The sequence below is a fragment of the Pedobacter africanus genome (assembly GCF_900176535.1).
In the GTDB taxonomy this organism is placed as follows: domain Bacteria; phylum Bacteroidota; class Bacteroidia; order Sphingobacteriales; family Sphingobacteriaceae; genus Pedobacter; species Pedobacter africanus.
This window is the reverse complement of the sequence record NZ_FWXT01000001.1, coordinates 3,414,877-3,441,396: the sequence shown is the minus strand read 5'-3', so window position 1 is coordinate 3,441,396 and position 26,520 is coordinate 3,414,877. Positions and strand designations below refer to the sequence as shown.

Here is a 26,520-nt window from a genome sequence, read left to right as displayed (position 1 = left end):
TTTGTTCCCAGTCTATTTCAGTAAAGCAAAGGCAAAAAACAGCCAGCCAGCCCCCACTTCATATACACATTCCACTAACTTTCTTCACAAAAAAGCACCCTTTTGTGGATGGCGGCAAAGCAGCCACGAAAAATGTGAACATGCAAAATCTAGCTAAAGCATATAGAGCCCCCGGAGACCACACAAAAAAGCCCTTAAAACTTTCATGTCTCATGGGCCAATCTAAACCAATCTAAAATTAATATTGTCCTGTAGATAATAAGACCAGGGTACAGGCTTCTATAGTTTCAATACCATTCTTCTTCAGTAGATCTTCAAACGTGGCATTTTCAGTCCCAGGGTTAAAAACCACACGCTTAGGTTTAGTCTTCAGGATATAATCCACGTATTGCTGCTGCAAATGAGGGCCTATATATAAAGTAACGGTATGGATATCCGAATGGATATTTCCCGGCTCCTCTATTTCAACCCCTGCAACCTCTCCTCTTTTTATACCTACATTCACGATTTCGTATCCCTTGGATTTGAGCATATTTGCTGCCAGATATGCGTATCGCGATGGATTGGGACTTGCCCCTATTATTAATGTCTTTTTCACTATCTTATTCTTAACCAGCAAATCATTATACAAGAAGCACAATGAAAAATGGCGTGCTTCATATGTACTCTACAACAAAAATGGCAAACATCTGTTTGCTTTAAAAAATTTTCAAAACAGCGTTTGCACAATTAATCCCATCAATAGCTGCCGAAACAATACCGCCAGCATATCCAGCGCCTTCAGCACATGGAAATAAACCGTTTACCTGCGGATGCTGAAAAGTACCCCTGTCGCGCGGAATACGAACCGGCGATGAGCTCCTGCTCTCGACCCCCACTAAAATGGCTTCATTCGTATAATACCCCTTCATCTTCTTTCCAAAAATAGGCAGGGCATTTTTTAAGCTCAAAGCCACAAAATCAGGCAGGGTGTCTTTGAGCATTGCGCTTTTCGTACCGGGCAGATAAGAATTCCTGGGAAGATCAGCGGAAAGCCTGCCTTCAACAAAGTCGACCATCCGCTGTGCCGGAGCAACCAGATTGCCCCCACCCAGTTTAAAAGCAGCCTGCTCTATCTGCGACTGGAAGTGCATCATCCTTAAAGGATCATCACCTTTCACATCTTCCAGCGTTATTTGTACTACTGTACCAGAATTGGCAAAAGGATTGTTCCTTTTCGAGGGCGACCAGCCATTTACCACGATTTCATTTTCATAGGTGGCGCAGGGGGCAATAATCCCTCCCGGACACATACAGAAAGAGAATACCCCTCTGCTGCCCACCTGTTCCACCAAACTGTAATAGGCCGGGGGCAAAAACCCGCTCCGGACATCACAATGGTACTGTGCAGCGTCTATAATAGCCTGAGGATGCTCAATCCTTACCCCTAAGGCAAAAGGCTTAGCTTCAACCAGTATAGCTTTGTGGTGAAGTAATTCGTATATGTCGCGGGCCGAATGCCCTGTAGCAAGAATCACAGCATCCGCCAGTAAACGCTCTGCCTCATTAACCACAACACCCTTTACTCTTCCGAAATCAATAAGTATATCGGTAACTTTCTGATCAAAACGAACTTCTCCACCTGCATTTAAAATGGTCTCCCGGATAGCAGTAATGATATGAGGCAGTTTGTTGGTCCCTATGTGCGGTCTGGCATCAATTAAAATGTCTTCTGTTGCGCCGTGCTGTACAAAAGACTGTAATACCTTATTGATATCCCCCCGCTTATTGGAACGTGTATAGAGCTTACCATCAGAATAGGTCCCTGCCCCACCTTCACCATAACAATAATTGGATTCAGTATTGACTATCCCCTCTTTATTGATTGCCGCAAGGTCTCTTCTGCGTTGCTTTACATCCTTGCCCCGTTCTAAAACGATTGGCTTTAATCCGTTTTCTATACACTGCAGCGCAGCAAACAGGCCAGCCGGACCAGCACCTACAATAACTACCGGCCTGGAATTACTGACATTTTGATAGTTTACAGTATAAACATCTGCCAAAGGTGCTTCATCAACAAACACTCTTATCTGTAACCGATAAATTACTTTTCTTGATCGGGCATCAATAGATCTTTTGAGTATTTTATGCCCTTTAATGCGCAATACATCTATATGTAAGGCATTTGCAAGCTTTTTTAAGCGTAGCGTTTCAGACTCCCTTTCTTCAGGAGCCATGGTAATTTCTATTTCTTTTTGCATAAACCTGTCAGGTTTTTATCCTGAATTGTAACAAAGGTACGGAAATTGAGTTCTAATGTGTAAATTAACACCTATTAACAGAAAGCCTGGCAAAAGCAGGCCCGGAAAAACTAAAACAAAAGAAAAATGAAAAAAACAGTATTGGCGATAGCAGGCATCTTAATCCTGGTTGTAGCAATGAGTGGTTGTGGCTATAACAGTATGGTTAAACTGGATGAAGATGTAAAAGCAAAATGGAACCAGGTTGAAACCCAGTATCAGCGTCGTTCGGATTTGATTCCGAATTTAGTGAACACAGTAAAAGGTGCCGCTAAATTTGAGCAAAGTACATTAACCCAGGTAACAGAGGCGCGCGCCAAAGCAACACAGGTAACTGTAGACCCTGATAAATTAACCCCTGAGAGCATTGAAAAATTTCAGGCAGCACAAGGTCAGGTTAGCCAGGCTTTAGGCCGCTTATTGATGGTAACTGAAAACTACCCCCAATTAAAGGCTACCGAACAGTTCAGGGATGTTTCGGCCGAATTGGCGGGAACTGAAAACCGGATTGCGGTTGCCCGTAAAGACTTCAATGAATCTGTTCAGGTATACAATACAAAAGTAAGGTCCTTTCCGAACAACTTAATGGCGGGCCTGTTTGGTTTTAGCCAGAAAGCGGGCTTTAAAGCAGAAGCTGGTGCAGAAAAGGCCCCAAAAGTAGAATTCTAATATCCCAAAATAACATTTAAGGGTAATGCGTGTTTAATAATTAAACATTCATTACCCTTATTCTTACCCAATAATCCTAATCATGGGCATATTCACAGAACAAGACCAGGAACTTATTGCCAATGCAATTTCGGAAGCTGAAAAAGCAACTTCAGGAGAAATAAGAATTGCAGTAGAAGCACATTGTACGGGCGATGCTTTTGAAAGAGCAACCACCTATTTTTCAAAACTGGGCATGGACAAAACCACCAAGCACAATGGGGTACTGATTTATCTGGCTTACGAAGACCATAAATTCGCAATAATTGGCGATAGCGGTATCAACAAAGTTGTACCTACCGATTTCTGGGAGACCACCCAGATAGCCATGAAAGCCCATTTTTTGGGTGGCAATATTGTGCAGGGGATTATAGCCGGTATTGTACTGGCCGGAGAAAAACTGGCGACTTTCTTTCCATTTGAAGGGGGCGACATCAACGAACTTCCGAATGACATCATTTTTATGGATCAACACAAAACCAACAGGCGATGAAAAAGTTAATCATAGCCTTATTTTTATCCTTTACTACCTTAGCAGGTTTTAGTCAGGACTTTCCGGCTAAACCCAATACGCTGGTTAACGACTATACAGGAACACTCACAAGCAGCGAAATTCAGCAGCTGGAACAAAAGCTGGTTGCCTTTGATGACTCAACATCTATACAGGTCGCTGTAGTGATCTTAAAATCCGTCGGTGAATACGATATCAACGAATACGCAATGGGCCTTGGCCGTAACTGGGGAGTGGGCACGAAGGGCAAAGACAATGGTGTTGTAGTCCTAGTGGCCCTGGGCGATAGAAAGATAGCCATACAAACAGGCTATGGCGTGGAAGGTGTATTGCCTGATATGTATACCCGGAGGATCATCGAAAACGACATTAAGCCTTATTTTAAAGCGGGGAACTATTTTAAAGGGCTTGATGCGGGTACCGATGCCATCATTAGTGTAACCAAAGGTGAATATAAAAACGACAAACCTAAACCTGGCAGACGCGGCGGTGGTGCATCGGGGGTATTTGTAATCATTATTATTATAGTGGTTGTGGTTGTACTGCTGAAAAGAGGCGGTGGAGGCGGCGGCGGGCAGGTTATCGGCGGCCGGGGCGTTGCCGATGCACTTTTCTGGAGTATGCTGCTTGGCGGAGGCCGTGGTTCTGGTGGTGGCGGAGGCTGGGGCGGCGGAAGCAGTGGTGGTGGAGGCTTCGGTGGTTTTGGGGGAGGCAGTTTTGGCGGTGGCGGAAGCAGTGGCAGCTGGTAATTTGATAACCTATGGAAATATTAAAATGGAAAAAGCTTTCATCAAAATATCTGGTGAAGGAAAAGTGGGCAACACTCAGGGTAGACACCTGCGAATTACAGAATGGGAGTGTAAAAGACGATTATTATGTACTGGAATATCCAAACTGGGTGAACGCCATAGCCCTTACCGAAGAAAATAAACTCCTAATGGTACGTCAGTATCGTCATGCTGCTGATATTGTTTCCCTGGAAGTCCCGGGTGGGGTGATCGATGGAGATGAGCTACCGGAATCTGCAATCAGAAGGGAACTGCTGGAAGAAACAGGTTATTCATTTAAAAGTGCTGAACTCATTGCCACATTATACCCAAATCCGGCTACGGCCAATAATGTAACTTATACCTACCTGCTTAAAGGAGGAACAAAAACGCAGGAACAGCATTTAGATGAGCATGAAATCCTGAATGTAGAGGAATATAGCATTGCTGAAGTTAAGCAGTTGCTGGCCGACAATAAAATAGACCAGGCTTTGCATTGTGCAGCCCTGTTTTACGGCCTGATACGGCTTGAAAAAAACTAATTTAGTCCTGAATAAATTAAAAAGCCCTGTAAGCAAAAACTTACAGGGCTTTTCAATACAAATGAGCTTCCTTAGCTCATTTTCAATTTCTTTTGGATATCGTGCACATAACCTTTAAATTTTTTATCTGTATCTATCAGATCTTCTACAGTCTGGCAGGCATAAATTACTGTGGAGTGGTCCCTGCCACCAAAAAAAGCGCCTATTGTTTTTAATGATGATTTGGTATGGCTTTTTGACAGGTACATAGAGATTTGTCTTGCCTGAACAATCTCGCGCTTTCGGGTTTGTGACTTGACCATATCAACCGGCACCTCGAAATATTCGCATACCAGCTTTTGAATGTACTCCATTGAAATCTCCTTCGAGGTATTTTTGATGAAGTTCTTTAACATCTGCTTGGCCAATGCCAGGTCGATGTCCTTTTTGTTTAAAGTAGACTGTGCCAGTAAAGATACCATGGCGCCTTCCAGTTCCCGAACGTTATTGTCTATATTATGTGCAACATACTCTATGACCTCGGTTGGCAGCTCTATTCCATCTGCATACATCTTTTTCCTAAGTATGGCAATCCTGGTTTCCAGGTCCGGCACCTGCAGATCGGCAGAAAGGCCCCATTTAAAGCGGCTTAGCAAACGCTCTTCCAGGCCCGCCAGGTCTTTTGGTGCTTTATCAGACGATAAGATCACCTGCTTTCCCGACTGGTGCAAATGGTTAAAAATATGGAAAAATATATCCTGTGTTTTTTCTTTACCTGCAAAATTGTGTACATCATCCATGATGATCACATCCATTGCCTGGTAAAAATTGACAAAGTCGTTAATGGTATTGTTTTTTAGTGAATCTACAAATTGCTGGCAAAATTTTTCACACGACACATAGATCACCAGTTTATCCGGCATGTTTCTCTTGATCTCGTTTCCAATGGCCTGGGCCAGGTGTGTCTTTCCCAGTCCTACCCCGCCATAAATCATCAGAGGGTTAAAAGAAGTACCGCCAGGTTTGGCAGCAACGGCATAACCCGCAGAACGGGCCAAACGGTTGCAATCACCCTCAATATAGTTCTCAAAAGTATAATTTGCATTTAGCTGAGGGTCTACATTCAGCTTTTTTAAACCCGGGATAATGAAAGGGTTTTTAATATCTTTATTGATAGAAACCGGAATAGGCATCGACTGCTTTTTAGCTTCGGCACCGTTACCGGTACTTGGCATATTGGTCGTATAAGGAGAACCTGAATTAGACGATTTGTCTACCACAATATTGTACTCCAACCGACCTTCATCTCCAAGCTGCTTTTTTACAGTTTTTCTGAGCAGTCCAACATAGTGCTCTTCCAACCATTCATAAAAGAACAAACTTGGCACTTGTATAGTTAAAACATTGCCTTCCAACTTCAGAGCCGATATAGGTTCGAACCAGGTTTTAAAACTTTGGCTCGGAATATTATCTTTTATGATTTGGAGACAGTTTTTCCATACTTCGATGCAAGTTTTTTCCATAGTCCTTCTATAATTTGTTGGTTTACAGTAACGATTTGAGCACATTAAATGAACCCGTTCGAGAGATCGAATATTCAAAAAATTATCAACAAAAAAAACTTAATTTTCATTTATTTGGTAAGTACTTATACAGCAATACCATACCTCTGTTAACCTCAATTTTTTATGTTGATAACTATTTATTAACATAATTTTTAATATTCTCCGAAAACATTACGCATCACGTCTGCGATCTCTCCAAGTGTGGCATAAGCTTCTACGGCCGAGAGGATAAACGTCATCAGATTGTCAGTATTTCTAGCAGCCATTTCCAGCTCCTGCAATGCCTTTTTAACCGCATCATTGTCCCTTTCTGCCTTGAGTTTGTTCAGCTTCTCCGTTTGTATTGTTCGGATGGACTCATCGATCGTAAATACATCGTTAATGCCCTCTTTTTCCTGTACAAATTTATTGACCCCTACAATTACCCTGCTGGCTTCCTCTACCTCAACCTGGTATTGGTAAGCCGCGTCAGCAATTTCATTTTGGATATAGCCGTTCTCGATCGCATTTACTGATCCGCCCATTGCGTCAATTTTATCAATATACAGCTGTGCGGCGGCCTCAATTTCGTCTGTAAGGCTTTCTACAAAATACGAACCGGCTAAAGGATCAACGGTGTCGGTCACCCCGCTTTCAAAAGCGATCACCTGTTGCGTGCGCAGCGCTATCTTTGCCGCAGCTTCTGTAGGTAAGGAAAGTGCTTCATCATAGCCGTTGGTGTGCAGGGACTGTGTACCACCCAGCACAGCAGCCATGGCTTGATTGGTTACCCTGATCACATTGTTCAGGGGCTGCTGGGCAGTCAATGTAGAACCTCCTGTTTGCGTGTGGAACCGAAGCATCTGCGCCTTTTCGTCCGTGGCACCCAGTTTTTTGGTAATCTTCGCCCACATCCTCCTCGCAGCCCTGAATTTGGCAATCTCTTCAAAGAAATTGTTATGACAATTAAAAAAAAACGATAAACGCTTTGCAAACACATTAATGTCAAGTCCCTTTTCAAGTGCAGCATTCAGATAGGCCTTTCCATTCGCAAGGGTAAAGGCCAGTTCCTGAACAGCAGTCGATCCAGCTTCGCGGATATGATATCCTGAAATAGAGATGGTGTTCCATTTAGGCACTTCTTTGCTGCAGTATTCAAAAATATCCGTAATGATCCGCATGGATGGTTTAGGTGGATAAATATAAGTGCCACGGGCGGCATATTCTTTAAGAATATCGTTCTGTATGGTACCGGAAATCTGTTTAATATCCGCCCCTTGCTTTTTGGCCAGTGCAATATACATCGCCAGTAAAATAGAGGCAGTGGCATTGATAGTCATAGAAGTAGTGATCTTCTGGAGCTCAATACCATCAAATAATATCTCTATGTCTTTTAAGGAATCGATCGCTACACCCACCTTCCCTACCTCTCCTTCAGACATTTCATGATCCGAATCGTAACCGATTTGCGTAGGCAGGTCGAAGGCAACAGAAAGCCCCATTGTGCCCTGCTTCAGCAGGTAATGATACCGTTTATTGGATTCTTCTGCAGTAGAAAAACCAGCATATTGCCGCATGGTCCATAGTCGCCCCCTGTACATATCCTTTTGGATTCCCCTGGTATATGGAAATGCCCCCGGCAGTTCCATCTCCGTCCTGCCCTCAGTATATACTTCTTTTATGGTTATACCCGATGTGGTGATAAATTTTTTGCTCATAATTAAAACAGCTGATGAATATCTTTTTTAATCAGATCTAATGTCAGATCATAAGGGTTACTTTCAAGTTCTGCCATATGCTGCAGTACTTTTCTGCTCAGGTCTACTCCCATGGCATCGGCAGGCAAACCTTTAACAGCATTGTTTACCGTAGCAATGGTATCGTCTTTCAATTGCTTAACTACCTTCCAGCTGGCAGTGCTGATGTACAGCTGCTGACTAACATTGTGCTGAAACTCCGATCGGATCTCATTCAATGCCGCAGCCTGAAGTTCCTGCAGTGAAATGCCCTGGTGGTGGAGCCGGATAAACAGATTTGTCGGGTTTATCCTTTCAATAAAAACGATCAAACGTTCATGCGCCTGCAGGCGTAAGGACAGCAATTGCTGATTTTCATCTTTTTTCTGAAACGCGAACCTGAGTCTTAAATAATTACGGATATCGCCTTTAATTAAATAATAACCCGCAGAAATTGTGGCAACACCTCCAACTACCAGTACACCTGCATCGGTTAAAAATTTTTCTACATCCATTCTGCTTTGTTTAAATACCGTAATAATTAATGTGAGTACCGACAAAAATGTACATTTTGATTTATATTTGCTCTATTAAACGTTTTTTTTAACGCCTGGAGCACTGGGCATAAAATTAATTTTGAATACGATGAGTAATATTGTAGATACAGCGTTTGCGCCAGTAACCTTTACAGAAGGTGCTGTCAAGGAACTAAATAAATTAAAAAACCAACAGGAGATTGCAGAAGATTTCGGGCTACGTGTCGGTGTAGAAGGCGGAGGCTGTTCAGGAATGAACTATGTACTTGGTTTTGATCAGAAAAAAGATGGAGATCAGGAGTTTATCATCGATGGAATAAAGGTTTTTATGCATAAAGCACACCAGATGTACCTGTTGGGCATGCAGGTGGACTGGCAGGACGGGCTGAATTCGAGGGGTTTCACCTTCAGCAATCCAAACGCAGCCAGCACATGTGGCTGTGGCACCAGCTTTTCGGTATAAACCGCCAATTATTTCCATACCATTGTAACATTATATAAAGTCCTGTTGTCTTAACAACAGGACTTTTATTTTAGCATCCCTATTTATTCTATTCTGCTGCATGACCTATACCGAAAACGTAAAACTAGCCATACAATCCATCACCGGGAACCGGCTACGCACTATGCTTACCGCATTGATTATTGCAATAGGCCTTTCTGCGCTTGTAGGAATTTTAACGACACTGGATGCTGTTAAGAAAAGTATGACAGAAGCTTTTTCCAGTATGGGCGCAAATTCTTTCACCATCAGGAACCGGGGCACCGGAATCAGGATCGGTGGGTCAGGGCATCGGCAAAAACCTTTCAAATCGATCCGCTACGAGGATGCATTAACCTTCAAAGAGCGCTTAAATACACCTGCTAAAGTTGCGGTAAGTGTTTTTGCCAGCCGGGCAATTACGGTAAAATTTGGTGCGCAAAAGACAAACCCCAACATTACCATGCAGGGCGTAGATGAGAATGGCCTGAGTTCGCAGGGACTGGAACTGGCACAGGGGCGCAATTTCAGTTTATCGGAGTCGCTGTCTGCGAACAACGTCTGCATCATTGGCAGTGAAGTTGCAGAAAAGCTATTCAAAAAACAATCTCCTCTTGACCAGATCATTAACGCGGGGAACACCCGCTTAAAAGTTATTGGCGTATTGGTATCTAAAGGGCAGAGTATGGGTTTTAGCGGCGACCGTGCCGTTTACATACCGCTCAAAAAAGCTAAGCTGATAAATTCCAGTTCAAACCCGTCGTATACCATTACAGTAATTGTTCCGGGCAACGACATCATTGATAATGTTATTGGCGAAGCAACTGCCCTGTTCAGGAACATCAGAAAAATAAAGGTGACCGACCAGAACAACTTTGAAATCACCAAGAGTGATGCGATGGCGCAAACCCTGTTTGAAAACCTGCGTTACATCGTCTGGGGGGGCATAGCCATAGGTGTGATTACTTTAATTGGTGCATCGATCGGTTTAATGAATATTATGCTGGTATCAGTAACAGAAAGGACACGCGAAATTGGTATCAGAAAGGCCATTGGGGCTAATCCGGCTGTAATACGTAAGCAATTCCTTATTGAGGCAGTAATGATCTGTTTGATGGGGGGGGCTTTCGGGATATTCCTCGGCATCTCCATAGGAAATGCCATATCCCTGCTTATGGGAGGTTCATTTATCATTCCCTGGGGCTGGATTTTCGGGGGCTTTGCACTCTGCGTACTGGTCGGAATTATTTCCGGTTACTACCCGGCAAAAAAAGCCTCTAAGCTCGATCCTGTAGAAGCATTAAGATACGAATAAAAAAGGCCCCTTTTAAAAGGGCCTTTCTTGCTTATCTTCCGTGGTATTGTGTTTCATAATACGCCTGATAGTTACCGGATGTAACATCAGAGAGCCACTTTTCATTTTCCAGGTACCAGTCTACTGTTTTTTCTAACCCTTCCTCGAACTGTAAACTCGGAACCCAGTTTAGTTTTTCCTGTAGTTTGGTAGAATCTATGGCATAACGCAGGTCATGCCCTGCCCTGTCGGTTACAAAGGTGATCAGCTTAGCTGAGGTCCCTGCCTCCCGGCCCAGCTTCTTGTCCATAATTTTGCATAACAACTGAATCAGGTCTATGTTTTTCCATTCGTTATGCCCGCCAATGTTATAGGTCTCTCCGGTTTTGGCCTGATGAAATATTACATCGATTGCCCTGGCATGATCTACCACCCAAAGCCAGTCGCGTACATTCTCTCCCTTACCATACACCGGTACCGGGCGGTTATTTTTGATGTTGTTGATTGCCAGCGGGATCAGCTTTTCCGGAAAATGGTGCGATCCGTAGTTATTGGAGCAATTGGAGATCACCACGTCCAATCCGTAGGTATCATGGTAAGCCCTTACAAAATGATCGGAAGAGGCTTTGGATGCAGAATACGGACTGTGCGGATCGTAGGCGGTGGTTTCGGTAAACATACCGGTTTCACCCAAAGCACCATAAACCTCATCCGTAGATACATGGTAAAAGCGCTTACTGTCGTAATTGCCTTTCCAGTATTCTCTCGCAGCATTCAGCAGGTTAACCGTACCAATCACGTTCGTCATCACAAAGGCTGTCGGGTCTGCAATTGAGCGATCAACATGAGATTCCGCGGCCAGGTGGATCACTGCATCAAATTGTTCGCGCTGAAACAGTTCATTGATCTCGGCGGCATCAGTAATATCAGCCTTAAGGAAACGGTAGTTTGGTTTGCTTTCTATATCTGTTAAATTGGCCAGGTTTCCTGCATAAGTCAACTTGTCCAGGTTCACAATCTCATACTGTGGATAGCTATTCACAAACCTGCGTACCACATGGGAACCGATAAATCCTGCCCCGCCTGTTATTAATATTTTCTTCATTGGTATCAATCGTTTTTATTCGTTTTATAATTTATAATTCATCCGGCAAACCAAGCGCTTTGGCTATACCTGCCGTTTTATGGCTATAAATCTTATTCAACAGTTCATTTACAGAAGCCTTCAAATCAAATTGCAGGTCCTCATGTACCTTATGGTATTTATTCAGCAAAGAAACAGCTGTCTTCACAAAGTAAACGTTCAGTTTCTCGCTGAACTTATAAAGTGCCGAAAAAATACTTTCATTAAACTCAACAGGAATCCGGTTGAGCAAATAGAGCCTCAGTTCCAGTTCACTGGTAATGTCCTTTGTTACTTTAAAATGGTGATTTATATTACCATTCAGCCTCCGCATCCGGAGTAAAGTTTCCTTTGAGTTTGGTTTCTGACTGTTCAACAGTGCTGCTATGCCTTCATCTATAATTACCGTTAGCTTTTCCTGGCGCAAGACCAGATCCTGCTCATCTTCCAGTAATTTAAAGTGCAGATGTTCAGTTAAAACTTTATCCTTAGCAATCAGCCTGAGCAGCAGCTTATCCTTTTCCTTTACAGGAAGGGATTTGATTTCCAGTTTCAGGGCTGCATGCTCGCTCAGCAACATTTAAAAAGGATTTTCCTGTAAGTATTGTTCCCATTTCCAGGCCGATGACATCATCTCTGCCAGGTCCAGTTCAGCTTTCCATTCCAGATCCCTGGACGACTTGCTTACGTCTCCCCAAACCTTTTCTATATCGCCCTCTCTTCTTGCACCGATGGTATAATTCAGCTTCACACCGGTCGATTGCTCAAAAGCCTTAATGATCTCCAACACAGAAGAGCCTTTGCCGGTACCCAGGTTAAACACTTCATAGTTGGATGTAGCTTTGCCGCTTTCCAGGCGTCTGATTGCAGCTACATGAGCTTTCGCCAGGTCTACCACATGGATATAATCACGGATAGCACTACCGTCAGGTGTATTGTAGTCATCCCCATACACTGTAATCGGCCCGCGTTTACCTATGGCCGACTGTGTGATGAAAGGAACCAGGTTTTGCGGAACACCAATAGGTAATTCACCAATCAATGCGGTATGGTGTGCACCAACAGGATTAAAATAACGTAACGAAGTTACGTTTAAGCCAGGGGTTACCGCGCAGGTTTCCTGCAAAATCTCCTCTGCAATCTGTTTGGTATTGCCATAAGGCGATTCTGCTTTTTTGGTCGGGGCATCTTCGGTTACAGGCAACACATCTGGTTGCCCATATACGGTGCAGGAAGATGAAAATACCAGGTTAACTTTACTGTCAAATGCCAGGATCAGATTAATCAGCGAATAAAAATTATTCCGGTAATATTTTAAAGGCTGCTGCACGGATTCCCCTACAGCTTTAAAGGCAGCAAAATGGATTACCCCGCTTATGTCACTGTTTTTCGCAACAAAATCCTTCACCTTAGCTTCGTCACAAAGATCTAGCTGCACAAACTCGGGCTTATTGCCGGTTATCGTTTCTATCTGCTGTAATATTTTGGGATTGGAATTAGAGAAATCATCAACGATGACCACTTCATAGCCCGCATTGTACAATTCAACTACTGTATGTGAACCAATAAACCCGGTTCCGCCGGTTACTAATATTTTTGACATGCTCTTATTAACGGTTATATCCTGTAAAATCTTTATGTTCCTTATTTGTCAAAGCCTCCTGTGGTAACGATTTAAAATATTCATAGGTAATTTTTAAGCCTTCGGCCCTACTTACTTTGGGTTCCCAGCCCAATATGGATCTGGCCTTGGTAATGTCCGGCCTGCGTTGCTTAGGATCATCAACCGGCAAATCTTTCAACACCAGTTTCTGACTCGTGCCTGTTAATTTGATGATCTCCTCGCCAAATTGTTTAATGGTGATCTCGTCAGGGTTCCCAATATTAACCGGCAGGGCATAATCGCTCAGTAGCAAACGGTAAATTCCTTCTATCAGGTCATCCACATAGCAGAATGAGCGGGTCTGTGAACCATCACCAAATACAGTTAGATCTTCCCCACGTAAAGCCTGGCCAATAAAAGCAGGCAACACCCGGCCGTCATTCAGGCGCATCCTTGGTCCGTAGGTATTAAATATCCTTACAATACGGGTTTCCAAACCATGAAAAGTATGATAGGCCATGGTCATTGCCTCCTGAAAACGTTTCGCTTCATCGTAGACACCTCTAGGCCCAACAGGGTTAACATTGCCCCAGTATTCTTCAGGTTGCGGGTTTACACTCGGATCACCATATACTTCAGATGTAGAAGCAATCAACATCCTAGCATTTTTATTTTTTGCAAGCCCAAGCAGATTGTGTGTGCCCAAAGACCCCACTTTAAGGGTTTGTATAGGAATTTTTAAATAGTCAATCGGACTTGCTGGTGATGCAAAATGAAGAATATAATCCAGTTCGCCTGCAACATATACATATTTAGAAACATCGTGATGGGCGAATTCAAAATTCTCCAGTCCGAACAAATGCTGGATATTCTGCATATCTCCTGTAATCAGATTGTCCATTCCAATTACATGATAACCTTCTTTGATAAACCTGTCACACAAATGTGATCCCAGAAAACCCGCTGCCCCGGTAATTAAAACTCTTTTTCTTTTCATTAGTTATATATAAGCTTACGGCCAACACTATTATAATAATATCCCAGGTCAATCATTTTTTGCAAGTCATATAAATTACGGCCGTCAAAAATCACCTTATTGCTCAGGCTCTCTTCCATTTTCTCAAAATCAGGGTTCCTGAAAACAGACCATTCTGTAGCAATCAGCAAGGCATCCGCACCAATCAATGCTTCGTACTGGTTCTCCGCATATTTTATTTTATCCCCGATAAGACCTTTTACATTGGCCATACCTTCAGGATCAAAAGCAGTAACAGTAGCTCCCTGTCTCACCAGTTCGTCAATGATATACAATGCCGGTGCCTCACGGATATCATCTGTTTCAGGTTTAAAGGCCAAGCCCCATAACGCAAAGTGTTTACCCTTTAAATCACCTTTGTAATATTTAAGCAGTTTGTCAACAATAATGGTTTTTTGCTTTTCATTCACCTGCATCACAGACCTTAAAATCTGGAAATCATAATTGTGTTCATCAGCAGATTTGGCCAGGGCCTGCACATCTTTAGGAAAACAGCTTCCACCGTATCCTATTCCAGGGAACAGGAAACGTTTGCCAATCCTGGCATCCGAGCCGATACCTTTACGTACAGCGTCAACGTCTGCATCCACGATCTCGCAAAGATTGGCCACTTCGTTCATAAAAGTGATCTTGGTGGCCAGGAAAGAATTGGCGGCATATTTTGTCAGCTCCGATGAACGCTCGTCCATAAACAGAATCGGGTTCCCCTGTCTTACATAAGGTCCGTACAGTTCATTCATCAGCTTTTGTGCCCTTTCACTCCTGGTACCGATAACCACCCGGTCAGGCTTCATGAAATCCTCTACAGCAACACCTTCACGCAAGAACTCAGGGTTAGATACCACATCAATTTCCACATCCGTATGGGCGGCAAAAACAGCCTGCACCTTATCGGCCGTACCTACCGGAACGGTAGATTTATTGACAATAACTTTATAACTGGTTACCAGTTTGGAAATGTCTTTTGCCGCTCCCAGAATGTAAGAAAGATCGGCAGCACCATCTCCTCCCGGAGGCGTAGGCAGCGCCATAAAGATGATCTGAGCTTCTTTAACTGCATGGGCAAGGTCGGTGGTAAAAGTAAGCCGTCCCTGGGCAATGTTCCTGTGGAATAATACATCCAGTCCGGGTTCATAGATCGGCACCACACCAGCCTGCATTTGCTGCACTTTGGTCTCATTGATGTCTACACAGATCACATTGTTCCCTGTTTCAGATAAACAGGTACCTGTAACTAAACCTACGTACCCGGTTCCTATAACGGCTATTTTCATTTTCTATTTTTTGTTTTAAAAGTGAGGAGTGAATCATGCGGCAGAAACCTTATTTTTGCCCCCTGCTACAGCACGATAAACTCATATATTATCCTGTTTTAGTTATATTAAAGTATCTTCGGCTAAGATAATAAATAAACATACAAAATGCTTTGGCTTTATAACATCGGTATCCAACTTTATGCACTATTAATCAGGATCTTTTCTACTTTTAACACCAAAGCATCACTTTTTATCCAAGGCAGGCGAAATATTTTTGCCCGGATAGCGCAAAAAATAGACAATAGGCAAAAACACATCTGGTTTCATTTCGCTTCACTGGGCGAATTTGAACAGGGCCGCTCTGTTCTGGAAAAAATAAAGGAACAGTATCCTGAAAAGAAGATTGTCATCACTTTTTTCTCGCCCTCAGGCTATGAGATCAGAAAAAACTATGCACTTGCCGACGGCATCTTTTACCTGCCTCTGGATACCGCTTCCAATGCAAAGAAATTAATTGCGGCCATTAACCCCGAACTGGCCATTTTTACCAAATACGAATACTGGTACTATTACTTCAGCGAATTAAATAAAAACAATATCCCACTGCTGATCATCTCCGGCATCTTCCGTCCGGGCCAGGTCTTTTTTAAGCCTTATGGTGGCTTTCATCGAAAGATGCTGACCTTCGTAAACCACTTCTTTTTACAAAATCAGGAAAGTATGACCTTGCTCAAAACCATAGGCATTCAAAATGCCACCCTAAGCGGAGACACCAGGTTTGATCGCGTGGCAGCGCATGCCCGTTCTGCAAAAAAACTAGATCTCGTTCAATCGTTTTGTGGAACACAACCTGTTTTGGTTGCGGGAAGTACCTGGCCTCCGGATGAGCAGCTCATTGCAAAGCTATGTAAAGCACATCCCGATTGGAAATTTATCGTTGCACCTCATGAAATTGGCGAAACCCACATCAACGAAATAGAAAAGCTATTTCCTGAAGCGGTAAAATATTCTGCACTGCAAAAAACAACTAATGCTGCTGTTGGTAATCAACAGGTGCTCATTATCGATAATATAGGTTTATTGTCTGCGCTCTATGCTTATGGGAAAATTGCTTATATCGGCGGCGGGTTCGGGGCGGGCATCCACAACACACTCGAAGCAGCAGCATTTGGCATTCCGGTTATATTTGGCCCGCGGTACGATAAGTTCCAGGAAGCAAAAGACCTGATTGCACTTGGTGCTGCAAAAAGCATCAGCAACTGGGATGAACTGTCGACAGCCTTTAATGAGCTCGGCAAAAATAAAGAGGCAGGCCTTATTGCTAAAGATTATGTGAATGCAAAAACCGGCGCTACCGATCAGATCGTGAATTTTTTATCGGGGTATTTTAAGCCTTAGCCATCTCTACCAGGGCTTCAATAAATTTAGGATCATCATTCAGGCTTTCCACCAATTGAACATGCTCCCCACCGAGCGCCTTAAACTCTTCTTGATACTCTACAGTAATCTCATAAATGGTCTCCAGACAGTCGGCGACAAAAGCCGGACTAAATACCAGGAGCCGCTTCTTTCCTTCTGCAGCCAGCTTCTTTAAAACATCGGTAGTATAAGGCTGAACCCAGGGCTCCTTGCCCAGGCGCGACTGAAAACAAACCGTATAATCTTCCCTGGCAATATTCAACTTAGCTGCAATCAATCTTGCAGTATCATGCCCCTGTGCGGAATAGCAGAATTTATTGGTATCGTTAAGTGTATCGCAACAGTCCTTCTTTTTCAGACAATAACTACCCGTATGATCGCATTTCAGCAATTGACGTTCGGGCAATCCGTGAAAACTAAACAGGATATGATCAAAGGTTTCCGGCTGATATTTCCTTGCATTTTCTGCAAAGGTTTCGATCATCAGCTCATTGTTGTGAAAAGAGTTTACAAAGGTCACAGGAGGAATGGTTGCCCATTTGCTAACGATCTCCATTACCAGCTGAATCACAGAACCTGTACTGGCTGACGCGTACTGTGGGAACAATGGAATCACCCTGATGCTTTCCACCAAAGCCGTTTTCATTTTAGCTAATGCCGATGAAATGGAGGGGTTCTGGTAGCGCATGGCAAGTTCAACGTGATAATTCTCTCCCAACTGCTCCTGAACCATGGCGGCCTGGATTTTGCTGAAATACAACAGCGGCGAACCGTTTTCATCCCAGATTTCTTTGTATAATTTAGAAGTTTTCGGACTGCGAAAGGGAACAATAATACCTTTAACCAATAAGGTCCGGTTAACGATATTTATATCTATTACCCGTTCATCCATCAAAAACTGATCAAGATATTTTCGTACATCACTAACTTCCGGACTGTCCGGAGTTCCTAAATTCACTAGCAGTACACCCTTTTTTCCCATAATTATCCAGCAAAATTAACTAATACATCCATTAATAGGTTCTCTCGTTGATCAGAAAAGGAATAATTACTTTTTAATGATGAAGCAGATAGGCCTTAACCTCCTCCATCAGCCACATAGGTGTAGATGTTGCCCCGCAAATCCCAACTTTATCGTTAGGTGCAAACCAGTTCATGTCAATTTCATCAACGTTGGAAATGAAATAGGACTGATCGTTGAATTTTTTGCAAACATCATACAGCACCTTGCCATTTGACGATTTTTTTCCCGAAACAAACAAGATCTTATCGTAATTGGCCACAAACTTCTCCAGATCGCTGTAACGGTTAGATACCTGCCTGCAAATGGTATCGTTTGCCTTTACTTCATATCCCCTGCTGATCAGTTCATCCTTGATGCTGTAAAATTTATCTGTACTTTTAGTAGTCTGGCTGTAAAGGGTAAAACCGGAAGGCAGTTCTACATTGTCCAACTCAGCGATATCCTGAAAAACTATGGCTTTTCCATCAGTTTGCCCCTGCAAACCAATCACCTCAGCATGACCGTGTTTTCCAAATATCAGGATCTGTTCCTTTTCATCATGAGAGTTCTTGATCCTGTTTTGCAATTTCAGCACAACCGGGCAGGAAGCATCGATCAGGGTGAGTTCGTTTTCGAGCGCCAGCTGATAAGTGGAGGGGGCTTCACCATGCGCACGGATCAGCACCTTCTCTTTATGCAATTCTTTGAGTTGCTCATGGTCTATAATGCGCAGCCCTTTATCGGTCAACCGTTTGACCTCTTCATCGTTGTGTACGATATCCCCCAGGCAATACAGGTGATCCTCATGGTCCAGTATATCTTCTGCCATATCTATTGCATAAACAACCCCAAAGCAAAAGCCCGAGGCCTTATCTATAGTTACAGCTAAATCGTATTTCATTTGACATCCTTTTTGAGCTGCAACAAAATTACGCAAAAACTGTTTGATATTCCTATTTCTTCGTTTTAATTGAGCCCAACATGCGCATCCAGATTCCTTTTAACAGCAATACAAACAGCAAAAGCATTTGAATTGGGTGCAGCAGCACATTAAAAAATGGTTTCTGGGCAGTTAGGAAGGCAATCATAATTCTCGACAAAAAGATTAGTCCTATCGGCAGCGCGGCAAGAGCAAGATCAAAATTGAACAGTACAAACAATGGCCCTGCAATTACCAATGACAGGTAAATCAGCGCCACAAAAATGTTGCTTCCAAAGTTTGCCAGCAGACGCGCGGCCAGGCCTTCCAAATCTTTTACACCCGGATTACTGTAAACGAACCTATTCCCCAGCAATACCTCAGCTTTCAGTTGTTGCTGTTTCACCAGCTTTATCATGTCTGTACCTGTCCAGCCAGGTTTCCCAAACTGTCTGTGCCAGTTATATCCCTTATAAACGGAGGCATCAAAAAAAAGGCAGTCACTGCTTCCTGCAGCAAACGCCGGGAGGTCACTCAATCTGACGAGCCTTAGGGGCAACAGGTTTAATAACACAAAATAATTCAAGGGATAAATACAGTATTCCAAAACATTGGAAGGCTTAAGGGTAGGAAGCACGCCCAGCACAGCCAGGTTAAAGACCTTTGTCCTATACACCAAACTGTTAATCAGACCACGATGGATGGTTGTAGCCGCGTCCAGAAACAGCAGGTACCTGCCGCTAGCCCTGGCGGCCAGTTCAGTTTCACTTTCATGACCCTGAACCAATACCTCAATATGTATGTAATCCTGCTGTTCTATGGAGTCCAGCAGCCCCTGCACATTAGCGCCCGAGTGATCCGCTACAATGATAATGGAAACTTTATCGGTAAAATGCTTTCCATAATAGCCCAGCTTTGGGTTAGATAGAAAATTAAATAAAGTAACGGAAAACCTCAGCACGAGGAAAATCAGCACGGCGTAGATAAATACCATCATACCGCAACCTTATTTTGGGCTTTTATGGCTTCGGTATAATGTTTATTGTACTCACTTTTGAGCAACTGAAGGCTCATGTATTCTTCTGCTTCCCAGCTGTTCAGGCAGGTCTGCACTATAGGTTTTCTGGCAGAAAAGTCGACCAGGTTAGCCGCAAAAATAATCTGAAACTTTTTCTTCGAGGCATTTACAAGCTGCATCACCCCCTTCTCAAAAGCGATATTGCTCTGGTAAACGGAATACAGTTTACCCTGTGGGAACACCAATACCAGGCGATCCGGATCATTCAGCAATTCTCCCGCGTACAACAGCGTTTCCACTACATCCTTGCCTTTGCCCTCGGCGGCAAAAGCACCGACATATTTCAGGAACCAATGCTTTTTATAATCTTCTTCGGTCACCAGTACATGAAATTCCTTTTTAAAGAGTAACCTGTTCAACTGAAACATTAAAAAGCCGTCCCACCAGCTGAAATGATTAGCCAGCAGCAATACAGCTTCATTTTTGTTGATCTTAAAGTTGTTAAAAGTATAAGCAGAAAAGTCCCTTTTTATGATATACCTGATATACCAGGAAAAGAAGCCAAAAACAAAACTGTTTTTATGGGACTTGTGCATCCCTCTAAAATGAGAAAATTTTGCTTTAAATGCAAACCATTAGCTTAAATAAACCCGGTCTTCCTCACCTTCCACGTCCATTACCACATCCACATGCTCTTTTAGCACTGTTGCCAGCTCCAAACCAACATAGTCTGTAGCAATCGGAAAGATTTTATGACTCCTATCTACCAATACCACTGTTCTGATCTTTTTATGTGGGGTATTCAGGAAAACGCCCAGGCCATAGGCAAGTGTCTTGCCGCTGTTCAGCACATCATCTACCAGAATGATAACTTTATTTCTCCAGTGCGTTTCGTCCAGGTCTGTATTGGCAACCAGTTTACTGTTTTGCCTGTCCAGCTCAATTTTAAGCATGGTGACCTTTAGCTCAGATATCTTGGACAATACCTTTTTCAGGCGCACAGCCAGTTTATATCCCCTGTCCCATATCCCTGCCAGTACCACTTCCTTTTCAGAAAGGTTATCTTCCAGTATCTGGTAAGCAATCCTGTTTATTTTTTGCTGTATCTGCTTTTTATCCAGAATAAGTAATTGAGATCCTGCCATTTTTACACCTTGTTTTATACTGCAAAAAGAACGATTTTAAGGTTCATATTCAAATAATAAAAAATATTTTCCGAATCTTGAAACCTTTCGGACTCAGCAGCGTCTAATCAATAGTTTTTTAGTAATCCTTATCCAAGTTTGCCCGGATAGGGATTTCTTTTTTAGGAGCAGTTATTACTGTTTGGCCTTATAGGGGTAATAGATAAAATTGGCTCCTTCCGGTACAATTACAAATACGCACATATAATCCTCCGGCCGTTTGTAACTCTTCAAAAACAAGGCTTTTTTTTCTGGATTGATAATGCCTTTCTCTATAAACTCTTCCAGCGTGGAAGCCTGTATGGTCCATTCGGTATTCAACTCACTTCGGTCTAAAATCATTTCACCTATACTTACCGTGTGCTGGTGCGCCACAAAGATCGGATTGGCAGAAATGCCTTCCACCATAATTTCAACGGCCACCTCTTTGATTGAATCGGCATAGAGTCCCAGGTCTTTTTCCAGACTGATGAGCGGGCTCTTTTTTAGTGCGGACTTATCCTCTTCAGGCTGTTGTGGCATCAATTCTTCAATATCCATTTCAGTACTTATAATTAATTCACACTATTCAACTTTAGCAATACTACATTTTCTACATGTTGGGTATGCGGAAACATGTCTACCGGTTTAATCCTTACCACTTCATATTTTTCTTTCAGCAGGGCCAGATCGCGCGCCTGTGTAGCCGCATTACAGCTCACATAAACGATCTTTTCTGCTTCCATTTCCAGTAGCCGCTCCACTACATCAGCATGCATTCCTGCCCTTGGCGGGTCTGTGATCACCACATCCGGCTTACCATGTGCGGCTATAAATTCCCTTGTCAGGATGTCCTTCATATCCCCGGCATAAAAGATCGTATTGTTGATGCCGTTCAGCTCAGAATTGAATTTAGCATCTTCAATGGCTGTAGGCACATATTCGATGCCTACTACCTGTTTTACACTTCCTGCCACAAAGTTCGCTATGGTGCCTGCACCGGTATACAGGTCATAAACCAGTTCATCACCGGTAAAGCCAGCAAATTCTCGGGTAATTTTATACAGTTCATGTGCCTGTCCAGAATTGGTCTGGTAGAAAGATTTCGCACCGATTTTAAACTTCAGTCCGTCCATTTCCTCAAAAATGTAGTCACGCCCTGCATAGGTAACTACCTCCTGATCAAAAATGGTATCGTTCTTTTTCTGATTAATAATGTACAATAACGAGCTGATCTGCGAAAAGCTGAGCTTCAGATACTCCATCAGCCCATCGATCTTTTCCTGCTCAGCATAGGCAAAAACCACAACCACCATCACTTCACCAGTCGATGAAGTACGGATGATCAGGTTACGCAGGTTTCCCTCGTGGTTGCGTAAATCATAGAATGAAAGACCTTCCTTTAGTGCATATTCCCTAACCTGGTTCCTGATGCTATTGGATGGCTCGGCCTGCAAATAACAATGTTGTATATCCAGGATCTTATCAAAACGCAAAGGCACATGAAAACCCAGGGCATTCATTTCCAGATCAGGTTGGGGACTTTCAGGCGCCAGCCCGTCAGGACGCTCTGCCATATCGCTCTTATCCAGCCAGCGTTTATTAGAGAAAGTATATTCCAGTTTGTTCCTGTAATATTTATTTTCGGCAGAACCCAGAATAGGCTCCATTCCGGTAGTATCTATTTTTGCCAGACGCTGCAAGGCGGCTTCCACATTTTTATGTTTAAATTTCAGCTGGGCATCGTATTCCATATGCTGCCACTTACAGCCTCCGCAGGTACCAAAATGCGGACAAAAAGGATCAGTCCTTAAATCAGATTTTTTTTGCAGGTTATCTATAACCGCTTCGGCAAAGTTCTTCTTTTTTCGCACTATCCTGACATCCGCAATGTCGCCTGGTACTGCCTTTTCCACAAAAACTACCAGTTCATCGGCCCTACCTACACCTTTACCTTCTTCGGCAATGTCAATAATGCTTAAATCAGGAATGATCGTTACCACTCCGGCTTTTCTATTTCTACTCATTATGGCGCAAAAGTAAGTTTTTTTTCAGACATAAGATCTCCGTCAGGCAGGCAAAGGCCTTTCCGGGAAAAGAAAATGGAATGTCAATTGTTATTTGCCAAAGATTCTGAACAGAAAACCCCAAAAACCTCCAGCAAGATCAAACTTCACATCGAATTTCTCATCTACCAATACAGAAATCTCTAAAACTTCTTTACTCATGGTGTTACATCTTGCTAACAAAGCAAATATAAGCTGTTTTATACCAAATACCCAATCGGTATGCGTTAAGATATTGTAAAGAAATCTGATACTGGCCGCATGCAGGGCCGTAACGATTACAATGCCGCTTTTACCAGAAAGGGCAGCAGTTCCTTTTGGAAGCTGACGAAGTTTTTGCGGACATCCGAGTCGCTTACCGAAGTAAAGGCAAAAGAGAATACGATGTTTTTACTGGCCTTCAACAAAAAGGCCAGCCCTTCCCTGCGGGAAGGATGGTTTTTAAAATGATCCAGTTCCAGGTAGGCAGAAAGCAATAAGGATTCCAGCTGATCGGACAGGTGTTTTAAAAACTCCTGGGAGTTGGCGTTTTCCCTTACAAAGTCCCAGCCAATAAACTCATTGCAAACTGTATAGGTAAGCCTGCAGGTTTTCATTACCAGGGCTTTAAGGTGTTCTTCCTCATTAGAGAACTGGGCTTTGTTCTTGAGTATCTCATGAAGGTTCAAATCCAGATAATCCATTAAAATGGCATCCAGTATCTGCTCCTTGCTCTCAAAATACTTGTATATGGTAGCCTTGGCAATACGCGCTTTCCTGGCTATCTCATTCACACTAGTTTTATGATAACCGTACTTCCTGAACAACTCTTTGGCCGCCTTTACTATACTTTCTTTTATTTTTTCTGGTTCCATCAATTGGTTACGCGTAATGTGTTTCCTCCCGATACAGAGGTATTGTACTTTTTGAGCGATAATTCTGCCGGCGCTTTAGCCGGACTGCCATCTTCCAGCAGGTACTTTGCGCCTGAACATTTGTCTGTTACGGTAAAACTCGGATCGTCCAGTTCTACCGCACATCTTTTTTCAGGGTTCACCGTACTGCAGCGATCGTAAGCTACATAATTACCGCTTGTGGTACGATAAATCACGATTCCGGCCACACCGTAGTTGTCAAATGCTACCGCACCACCCGGACTGCTCAGCCTGATCATCCTGGGGTCGGTAAGCTGGACACTAAAATTGACAGGCACATTGGGAATTACCAGGTTTTCCTTACCGCAGCCCGCCAACAGCAAAACCAACAATATGCCCGGCACGATCCCTTTCATCAGATCAATGAAGTTTTATATTGTTTCAGGAACCTCACATCGTTCTCAGAGAACAAACGCAGGTCCTTTATTTCAAATTTTAAATTGGCAATACGCTCTATACCCATTCCAAAAGCAAAACCGCTGTATTGTTTACTGTCGATACCACAGTTTTCCAAAACATTAGGATCTACCATACCGCAGCCCAATATCTCTACCCATCCACTGTACTTACACATCTGGCAGCCTGCCCCCTTACAAATGGTGCAGGAAATATCCATTTCTGCCGATGGCTCGGTAAAAGGGAAATAAGACGGACGGAACCTTACTTTTGTGCCTTCGCCATAAAGCTCCTGAACAAAATAGAATAAAGTTTGTTTCAGATCAGCAAAAGACACGTTTTCATCCACATACAAGCCTTCTACCTGATGAAAAAAGCAATGCGCCCTTGCAGATATCGCTTCATTACGATATACACGCCCCGGCATAATGGCCCTGAACGGCGGTTTGCCAGCCTCCATCATCCGCACCTGAACAGAAGAGGTATGCGTACGTAAAGCAATATCACCGCTTTCGTCTTTCTCAGTTGCTTTTTTAATGAAAAAGGTGTCCTGCATATCCCGCGCCGGATGTTCCTCCGGAAAGTTCAATGCAGAGAAGTTATGCCAGTCATCTTCAATTTCAGGTCCTTCGGCAACCACAAAGCCCAGCTTATTGAAGATCTCTATGATCTCCCTTCTTACCAGCGCCAAAGGGTGACGCGAACCCACTTCAAAACCCTCACCCGGCAATGTAAGGTCCATATCAGGTCCCTTTGCAGTATCGGCAACCGCAGTCTGCTCTTTCAATTCCTGATATTTACCTTCTGCGAGCTGCTTAAATTCATTTAAAACTTTGCCCAGCGTTCTTTTCTCCTCTGGCGAAACGGCTTTAAATTCATCAAATATATCCTTAATGATCCCTTTCGTTCCAAGGAATTTAATACGGAACTGCTCTAACTCATCGGCATTGCTTGTCGAAAACGCATTGATTTCTGCGGAATATTGTGTTATCTTATCTTGTAACATGGGGTCAAATATACGGCTAATTTATATTACTCCCAATGCCTTCCCTACCTTGGTAAACGCTGCAATTGCCTTATCTAAATGATGCTGGTCATGGGCGGCCGACAACTGCACACGGATCCTCGCTTTGCCCTGCCCTACAACAGGGTAGTAAAATCCGATCACATAGATCCCTTCTTCCAGCATTTTGGCAGCAAACTCCTGCGCCAGCTTGGCATCATAAAGCATAACAGGCACTATCGGATGTACACCCGGTTTGATGTCAAACCCCGCCTCAGTCATTTTTTCGCGAAAGTAACGGGTGTTGTTTTCCAGCTTATCCCTTAAATTGGTGGTTTCACTCAGCATGTCCAGTACAGCTACAGAAGCACCTGCAATAGCCGGGGCCAATGTATTGGAGAACAGGTATGGGCGCGAACGCTGGCGCAGCATGTCAATAATTTCTTTCTTACCTGATGTAAAACCTCCGGAAGCACCACCTAAAGCCTTACCCAAGGTACCCGTAATGATGTCAATCCTGTCCATTACATTAAAATGCTCATGCGTTCCCCGTCCGGTTTTGCCAATAAATCCCGTACAGTGTGACTCATCGATCATCACCAGGGCCTCATATTTGTCCGCCAGATCACAGATCTTATCCAGCGGTGCTACAACACCATCCATAGAAAAAGCCCCGTCGGTTACAATAATGCGGTGTCTGGAATCCTTTGCAGCAATCAGCTGCTGCTCCAGATCTTCCATATCTGCATTTTTATACCTGAACCGTTTCGCTTTACACAAACGGACACCATCAATAATGGATGCATGATTCAATTCATCAGAAATGATGGCGTCCTGATCATTAAACAAAGGCTCAAAAACACCCCCATTGGCATCAAAAGCAGCCGCATATAAGATGGTATCTTCCGTGCCTAAAAACTTGGAGATCTTTTCTTCCAGCTCTTTATGAATATCCTGGGTACCGCAAATAAAGCGTACAGAGGACATGCCATAGCCATATTTGTCAATAGCCTTTTTGGCTGCTTCAGTTACACGGGGATCAGACGAAAGGCCCAGGTAATTGTTTGCACAGAAATTAATCACTTCCTGTCCTGTATTTACTTTTATATCCGCGCCCTGTGGGGTTACAATAATGCGCTCACGCTTGTAAAGGCCATCTTTCTCTATCTGGTCTAGTTCTTGTTGAAGAACTGGTTGTAATGTTTTATACATAATGCTATTGTT

General features: G+C 43.3%; 29 protein-coding genes. 8 read left to right on the top strand and 21 right to left on the bottom strand.

Going from position 1 to position 26,520, the window contains the following annotated elements; genetic code table 11:
* On the top strand, positions 1-236 hold a 236-nt coding region (locus tag B9A91_RS24420; RefSeq protein WP_235012556.1), incomplete at its 5' end, for a hypothetical protein.
* 2 nt (positions 237-238) lie between these two features.
* On the opposite strand, the gene B9A91_RS14375 is transcribed toward B9A91_RS24420, so the two are convergent.
* Entirely contained in the window at positions 239-598 is a 360-nt protein-coding gene (locus B9A91_RS14375; RefSeq protein WP_084239720.1) for a CoA-binding protein, read from the bottom strand.
* Between the two features lie 100 nt (positions 599-698).
* Complete coding sequence (locus B9A91_RS14370; protein ID WP_084239509.1) at positions 699-2,240, bottom strand: NAD(P)/FAD-dependent oxidoreductase; 1,542 nt, start codon at positions 2,238-2,240, stop codon at positions 699-701.
* Between the two features lie 126 nt (positions 2,241-2,366).
* On the opposite strand from B9A91_RS14370, the gene B9A91_RS14365 reads away from it, so the two are divergent.
* The 4 genes from B9A91_RS14365 to B9A91_RS14350 all read left to right on the top strand — a co-directional run bounded on the left by B9A91_RS14365 (position 2,367) and on the right by B9A91_RS14350 (position 4,807).
* Positions 2,367-2,948, top strand: coding sequence for a LemA family protein (locus tag B9A91_RS14365; RefSeq protein ID WP_084239508.1), 582 nt, complete (start codon positions 2,367-2,369; stop codon positions 2,946-2,948).
* 82 nt (positions 2,949-3,030) lie between these two features.
* Positions 3,031-3,480 (top strand): TPM domain-containing protein, encoded by a 450-nt coding sequence (locus tag B9A91_RS14360; protein ID WP_084239507.1) that lies wholly within the window; start codon positions 3,031-3,033, stop codon positions 3,478-3,480.
* Positions 3,477-4,247, top strand: a complete 771-nt coding sequence (locus tag B9A91_RS14355) for a TPM domain-containing protein (RefSeq protein WP_084239506.1) — start codon at positions 3,477-3,479, stop codon at positions 4,245-4,247. The genes B9A91_RS14360 and B9A91_RS14355 overlap by 4 nt, the downstream gene beginning before the upstream one ends.
* 11 nt (positions 4,248-4,258) lie before the next feature.
* Positions 4,259-4,807, top strand: a complete 549-nt coding sequence (locus B9A91_RS14350; RefSeq protein WP_084239505.1) for an NUDIX hydrolase — start codon at positions 4,259-4,261, stop codon at positions 4,805-4,807.
* A gap of 71 nt (positions 4,808-4,878) precedes the next feature.
* Here the strand turns inward: B9A91_RS14350 and dnaA are convergent, their stop codons facing one another.
* The 3 genes from dnaA to B9A91_RS14335 form a co-directional block, all read right to left on the bottom strand.
* Positions 4,879-6,309, bottom strand: a complete 1,431-nt coding sequence (dnaA, locus tag B9A91_RS14345; protein ID WP_084239504.1) for a chromosomal replication initiator protein DnaA — start codon at positions 6,307-6,309, stop codon at positions 4,879-4,881.
* Between the two features lie 194 nt (positions 6,310-6,503).
* The gene (locus B9A91_RS14340) at positions 6,504-8,048 is read right to left on the bottom strand and encodes an acyl-CoA mutase large subunit family protein (RefSeq protein ID WP_084239503.1); all 1,545 of its coding nucleotides are present in this window, start codon (positions 8,046-8,048) and stop codon (positions 6,504-6,506) included.
* A 2-nt stretch (positions 8,049-8,050) separates the two neighbouring features.
* Positions 8,051-8,581, bottom strand: coding sequence for a DUF7935 family protein (locus tag B9A91_RS14335; RefSeq protein ID WP_084239502.1), 531 nt, complete (start codon positions 8,579-8,581; stop codon positions 8,051-8,053).
* Positions 8,582-8,711: 130 nt separating this feature from the next.
* On the opposite strand from B9A91_RS14335, the gene B9A91_RS14330 reads away from it, so the two are divergent.
* Both B9A91_RS14330 and B9A91_RS14325 read left to right on the top strand, forming a co-directional pair.
* Complete coding sequence (locus tag B9A91_RS14330; RefSeq protein WP_084239501.1) at positions 8,712-9,065, top strand: HesB/IscA family protein; 354 nt, start codon at positions 8,712-8,714, stop codon at positions 9,063-9,065.
* A 100-nt stretch (positions 9,066-9,165) separates the two neighbouring features.
* Positions 9,166-10,398 carry an ABC transporter permease gene (locus B9A91_RS14325; protein ID WP_084239500.1) on the top strand — a complete coding sequence of 411 codons (1,233 nt, stop codon included), beginning with the start codon at positions 9,166-9,168 and terminating at the stop codon, positions 10,396-10,398.
* 31 nt (positions 10,399-10,429) lie between these two features.
* Here B9A91_RS14325 and rfbB read toward each other — a convergent pair whose 3' ends face one another.
* The 5 genes from rfbB to B9A91_RS14300 are packed head-to-tail and all read right to left on the bottom strand — an operon-like array spanning position 10,430 to position 15,413.
* The gene (gene rfbB / locus B9A91_RS14320; RefSeq protein ID WP_084239499.1) at positions 10,430-11,482 is read right to left on the bottom strand and encodes a dTDP-glucose 4,6-dehydratase; all 1,053 of its coding nucleotides are present in this window, start codon (positions 11,480-11,482) and stop codon (positions 10,430-10,432) included.
* 31 nt (positions 11,483-11,513) lie between these two features.
* Positions 11,514-12,080, bottom strand: coding sequence for a hypothetical protein (locus B9A91_RS14315; protein ID WP_084239498.1), 567 nt, complete (start codon positions 12,078-12,080; stop codon positions 11,514-11,516).
* A complete protein-coding gene (galE, locus tag B9A91_RS14310) occupies positions 12,081-13,103 on the bottom strand; it encodes a UDP-glucose 4-epimerase GalE (RefSeq protein ID WP_084239497.1) in 1,023 nt (340 codons plus the stop codon).
* A gap of 7 nt (positions 13,104-13,110) precedes the next feature.
* Entirely contained in the window at positions 13,111-14,100 is a 990-nt protein-coding gene (locus B9A91_RS14305) for a UDP-glucuronic acid decarboxylase family protein (protein WP_084239496.1), read from the bottom strand.
* Positions 14,100-15,413, bottom strand: a complete 1,314-nt coding sequence (locus B9A91_RS14300) for a UDP-glucose dehydrogenase family protein (RefSeq protein ID WP_084239495.1) — start codon at positions 15,411-15,413, stop codon at positions 14,100-14,102. The genes B9A91_RS14305 and B9A91_RS14300 overlap by 1 nt, the downstream gene beginning before the upstream one ends.
* A 147-nt stretch (positions 15,414-15,560) precedes the next feature.
* Here B9A91_RS14300 and B9A91_RS14295 point away from each other — a divergent pair, with 147 nt between their 5' ends.
* Positions 15,561-16,793 carry a 3-deoxy-D-manno-octulosonic acid transferase gene (locus B9A91_RS14295; protein ID WP_084239494.1) on the top strand — a complete coding sequence of 411 codons (1,233 nt, stop codon included), beginning with the start codon at positions 15,561-15,563 and terminating at the stop codon, positions 16,791-16,793.
* Here the strand turns inward: B9A91_RS14295 and hemH are convergent.
* The 11 genes from hemH to kbl form a co-directional block, all read right to left on the bottom strand.
* Positions 16,783-17,796 (bottom strand): ferrochelatase, encoded by a 1,014-nt coding sequence (gene hemH / locus B9A91_RS14290; protein ID WP_084239493.1) that lies wholly within the window; start codon positions 17,794-17,796, stop codon positions 16,783-16,785. The genes B9A91_RS14295 and hemH overlap by 11 nt on opposite strands.
* 73 nt (positions 17,797-17,869) lie before the next feature.
* Positions 17,870-18,718, bottom strand: coding sequence for a 4-hydroxy-3-methylbut-2-enyl diphosphate reductase (locus tag B9A91_RS14285; RefSeq protein ID WP_084239492.1), 849 nt, complete (start codon positions 18,716-18,718; stop codon positions 17,870-17,872).
* 52 nt (positions 18,719-18,770) lie between these two features.
* Positions 18,771-19,733 carry a hypothetical protein gene (locus B9A91_RS14280; protein ID WP_084239491.1) on the bottom strand — a complete coding sequence of 321 codons (963 nt, stop codon included), beginning with the start codon at positions 19,731-19,733 and terminating at the stop codon, positions 18,771-18,773.
* Positions 19,730-20,350, bottom strand: coding sequence for a 1-acyl-sn-glycerol-3-phosphate acyltransferase (locus tag B9A91_RS14275; RefSeq protein WP_084239490.1), 621 nt, complete (start codon positions 20,348-20,350; stop codon positions 19,730-19,732). Before B9A91_RS14275 ends, B9A91_RS14280 begins: the two co-directional genes overlap by 4 nt.
* A gap of 39 nt (positions 20,351-20,389) precedes the next feature.
* A complete protein-coding gene (locus B9A91_RS14270; protein WP_084239489.1) occupies positions 20,390-20,899 on the bottom strand; it encodes a phosphoribosyltransferase family protein in 510 nt (169 codons plus the stop codon).
* A gap of 174 nt (positions 20,900-21,073) precedes the next feature.
* Positions 21,074-21,478 carry a hypothetical protein gene (locus B9A91_RS14265; RefSeq protein ID WP_084239488.1) on the bottom strand — a complete coding sequence of 135 codons (405 nt, stop codon included), beginning with the start codon at positions 21,476-21,478 and terminating at the stop codon, positions 21,074-21,076.
* Positions 21,479-21,492: 14 nt separating this feature from the next.
* Positions 21,493-22,944, bottom strand: a complete 1,452-nt coding sequence (rlmD, locus tag B9A91_RS14260) for a 23S rRNA (uracil(1939)-C(5))-methyltransferase RlmD (RefSeq protein WP_084239487.1) — start codon at positions 22,942-22,944, stop codon at positions 21,493-21,495.
* A 317-nt stretch (positions 22,945-23,261) separates the two neighbouring features.
* Positions 23,262-23,837 (bottom strand): TetR/AcrR family transcriptional regulator, encoded by a 576-nt coding sequence (locus B9A91_RS14250; RefSeq protein ID WP_084239485.1) that lies wholly within the window; start codon positions 23,835-23,837, stop codon positions 23,262-23,264.
* The gene (locus B9A91_RS14245; protein WP_084239484.1) at positions 23,837-24,253 is read right to left on the bottom strand and encodes a Rieske (2Fe-2S) protein; all 417 of its coding nucleotides are present in this window, start codon (positions 24,251-24,253) and stop codon (positions 23,837-23,839) included. Before B9A91_RS14245 ends, B9A91_RS14250 begins: the two co-directional genes overlap by 1 nt.
* On the bottom strand, positions 24,253-25,299 hold the full coding sequence (gene pheS / locus B9A91_RS14240; protein WP_084239483.1) for a phenylalanine--tRNA ligase subunit alpha: 1,047 nt from the start codon (positions 25,297-25,299) through the stop codon (positions 24,253-24,255). Before pheS ends, B9A91_RS14245 begins: the two co-directional genes overlap by 1 nt.
* A 21-nt stretch (positions 25,300-25,320) precedes the next feature.
* Complete coding sequence (gene kbl, locus B9A91_RS14235; protein WP_084239482.1) at positions 25,321-26,508, bottom strand: glycine C-acetyltransferase; 1,188 nt, start codon at positions 26,506-26,508, stop codon at positions 25,321-25,323.
* Between the last annotated feature and the right edge of the window lie 12 nt (positions 26,509-26,520).

What these genes read in the sequence shown, in the direction of transcription:
- B9A91_RS14370 (WP_084239509.1), bottom strand. Translation starts at nt 2,240, where the DNA reads ATGCAAAAAGAAATAGAAATTACCATGGCTCCTGAAGAAAGGGAGTCT.
- B9A91_RS14365 (WP_084239508.1), top strand. Translation starts at nt 2,367, where the DNA reads ATGAAAAAAACAGTATTGGCGATAGCAGGCATCTTAATCCTGGTTGTA.
- B9A91_RS14360 (WP_084239507.1), top strand. Translation starts at nt 3,031, where the DNA reads ATGGGCATATTCACAGAACAAGACCAGGAACTTATTGCCAATGCAATT.
- B9A91_RS14355 (WP_084239506.1), top strand. Translation starts at nt 3,477, where the DNA reads ATGAAAAAGTTAATCATAGCCTTATTTTTATCCTTTACTACCTTAGCA.
- B9A91_RS14350 (WP_084239505.1), top strand. Translation starts at nt 4,259, where the DNA reads ATGGAAATATTAAAATGGAAAAAGCTTTCATCAAAATATCTGGTGAAG.
- dnaA (WP_084239504.1), bottom strand. Translation starts at nt 6,309, where the DNA reads ATGGAAAAAACTTGCATCGAAGTATGGAAAAACTGTCTCCAAATCATA.
- B9A91_RS14340 (WP_084239503.1), bottom strand. Translation starts at nt 8,048, where the DNA reads ATGAGCAAAAAATTTATCACCACATCGGGTATAACCATAAAAGAAGTA.
- B9A91_RS14335 (WP_084239502.1), bottom strand. Translation starts at nt 8,581, where the DNA reads ATGGATGTAGAAAAATTTTTAACCGATGCAGGTGTACTGGTAGTTGGA.
- B9A91_RS14330 (WP_084239501.1), top strand. Translation starts at nt 8,712, where the DNA reads ATGAGTAATATTGTAGATACAGCGTTTGCGCCAGTAACCTTTACAGAA.
- B9A91_RS14325 (WP_084239500.1), top strand. Translation starts at nt 9,166, where the DNA reads ATGACCTATACCGAAAACGTAAAACTAGCCATACAATCCATCACCGGG.
- rfbB (WP_084239499.1), bottom strand. Translation starts at nt 11,482, where the DNA reads ATGAAGAAAATATTAATAACAGGCGGGGCAGGATTTATCGGTTCCCAT.
- B9A91_RS14315 (WP_084239498.1), bottom strand. Translation starts at nt 12,080, where the DNA reads ATGTTGCTGAGCGAGCATGCAGCCCTGAAACTGGAAATCAAATCCCTT.
- galE (WP_084239497.1), bottom strand. Translation starts at nt 13,103, where the DNA reads ATGTCAAAAATATTAGTAACCGGCGGAACCGGGTTTATTGGTTCACAT.
- B9A91_RS14305 (WP_084239496.1), bottom strand. Translation starts at nt 14,100, where the DNA reads ATGAAAAGAAAAAGAGTTTTAATTACCGGGGCAGCGGGTTTTCTGGGA.
- B9A91_RS14300 (WP_084239495.1), bottom strand. Translation starts at nt 15,413, where the DNA reads ATGAAAATAGCCGTTATAGGAACCGGGTACGTAGGTTTAGTTACAGGT.
- B9A91_RS14295 (WP_084239494.1), top strand. Translation starts at nt 15,561, where the DNA reads ATGCTTTGGCTTTATAACATCGGTATCCAACTTTATGCACTATTAATC.
- hemH (WP_084239493.1), bottom strand. Translation starts at nt 17,796, where the DNA reads ATGGGAAAAAAGGGTGTACTGCTAGTGAATTTAGGAACTCCGGACAGT.
- B9A91_RS14285 (WP_084239492.1), bottom strand. Translation starts at nt 18,718, where the DNA reads ATGAAATACGATTTAGCTGTAACTATAGATAAGGCCTCGGGCTTTTGC.
- B9A91_RS14280 (WP_084239491.1), bottom strand. Translation starts at nt 19,733, where the DNA reads ATGATGGTATTTATCTACGCCGTGCTGATTTTCCTCGTGCTGAGGTTT.
- B9A91_RS14275 (WP_084239490.1), bottom strand. Translation starts at nt 20,350, where the DNA reads ATGCACAAGTCCCATAAAAACAGTTTTGTTTTTGGCTTCTTTTCCTGG.
- B9A91_RS14270 (WP_084239489.1), bottom strand. Translation starts at nt 20,899, where the DNA reads ATGGCAGGATCTCAATTACTTATTCTGGATAAAAAGCAGATACAGCAA.
- B9A91_RS14265 (WP_084239488.1), bottom strand. Translation starts at nt 21,478, where the DNA reads ATGGATATTGAAGAATTGATGCCACAACAGCCTGAAGAGGATAAGTCC.
- rlmD (WP_084239487.1), bottom strand. Translation starts at nt 22,944, where the DNA reads ATGAGTAGAAATAGAAAAGCCGGAGTGGTAACGATCATTCCTGATTTA.
- B9A91_RS14250 (WP_084239485.1), bottom strand. Translation starts at nt 23,837, where the DNA reads ATGGAACCAGAAAAAATAAAAGAAAGTATAGTAAAGGCGGCCAAAGAG.
- B9A91_RS14245 (WP_084239484.1), bottom strand. Translation starts at nt 24,253, where the DNA reads ATGAAAGGGATCGTGCCGGGCATATTGTTGGTTTTGCTGTTGGCGGGC.
- pheS (WP_084239483.1), bottom strand. Translation starts at nt 25,299, where the DNA reads ATGTTACAAGATAAGATAACACAATATTCCGCAGAAATCAATGCGTTT.
- kbl (WP_084239482.1), bottom strand. Translation starts at nt 26,508, where the DNA reads ATGTATAAAACATTACAACCAGTTCTTCAACAAGAACTAGACCAGATA.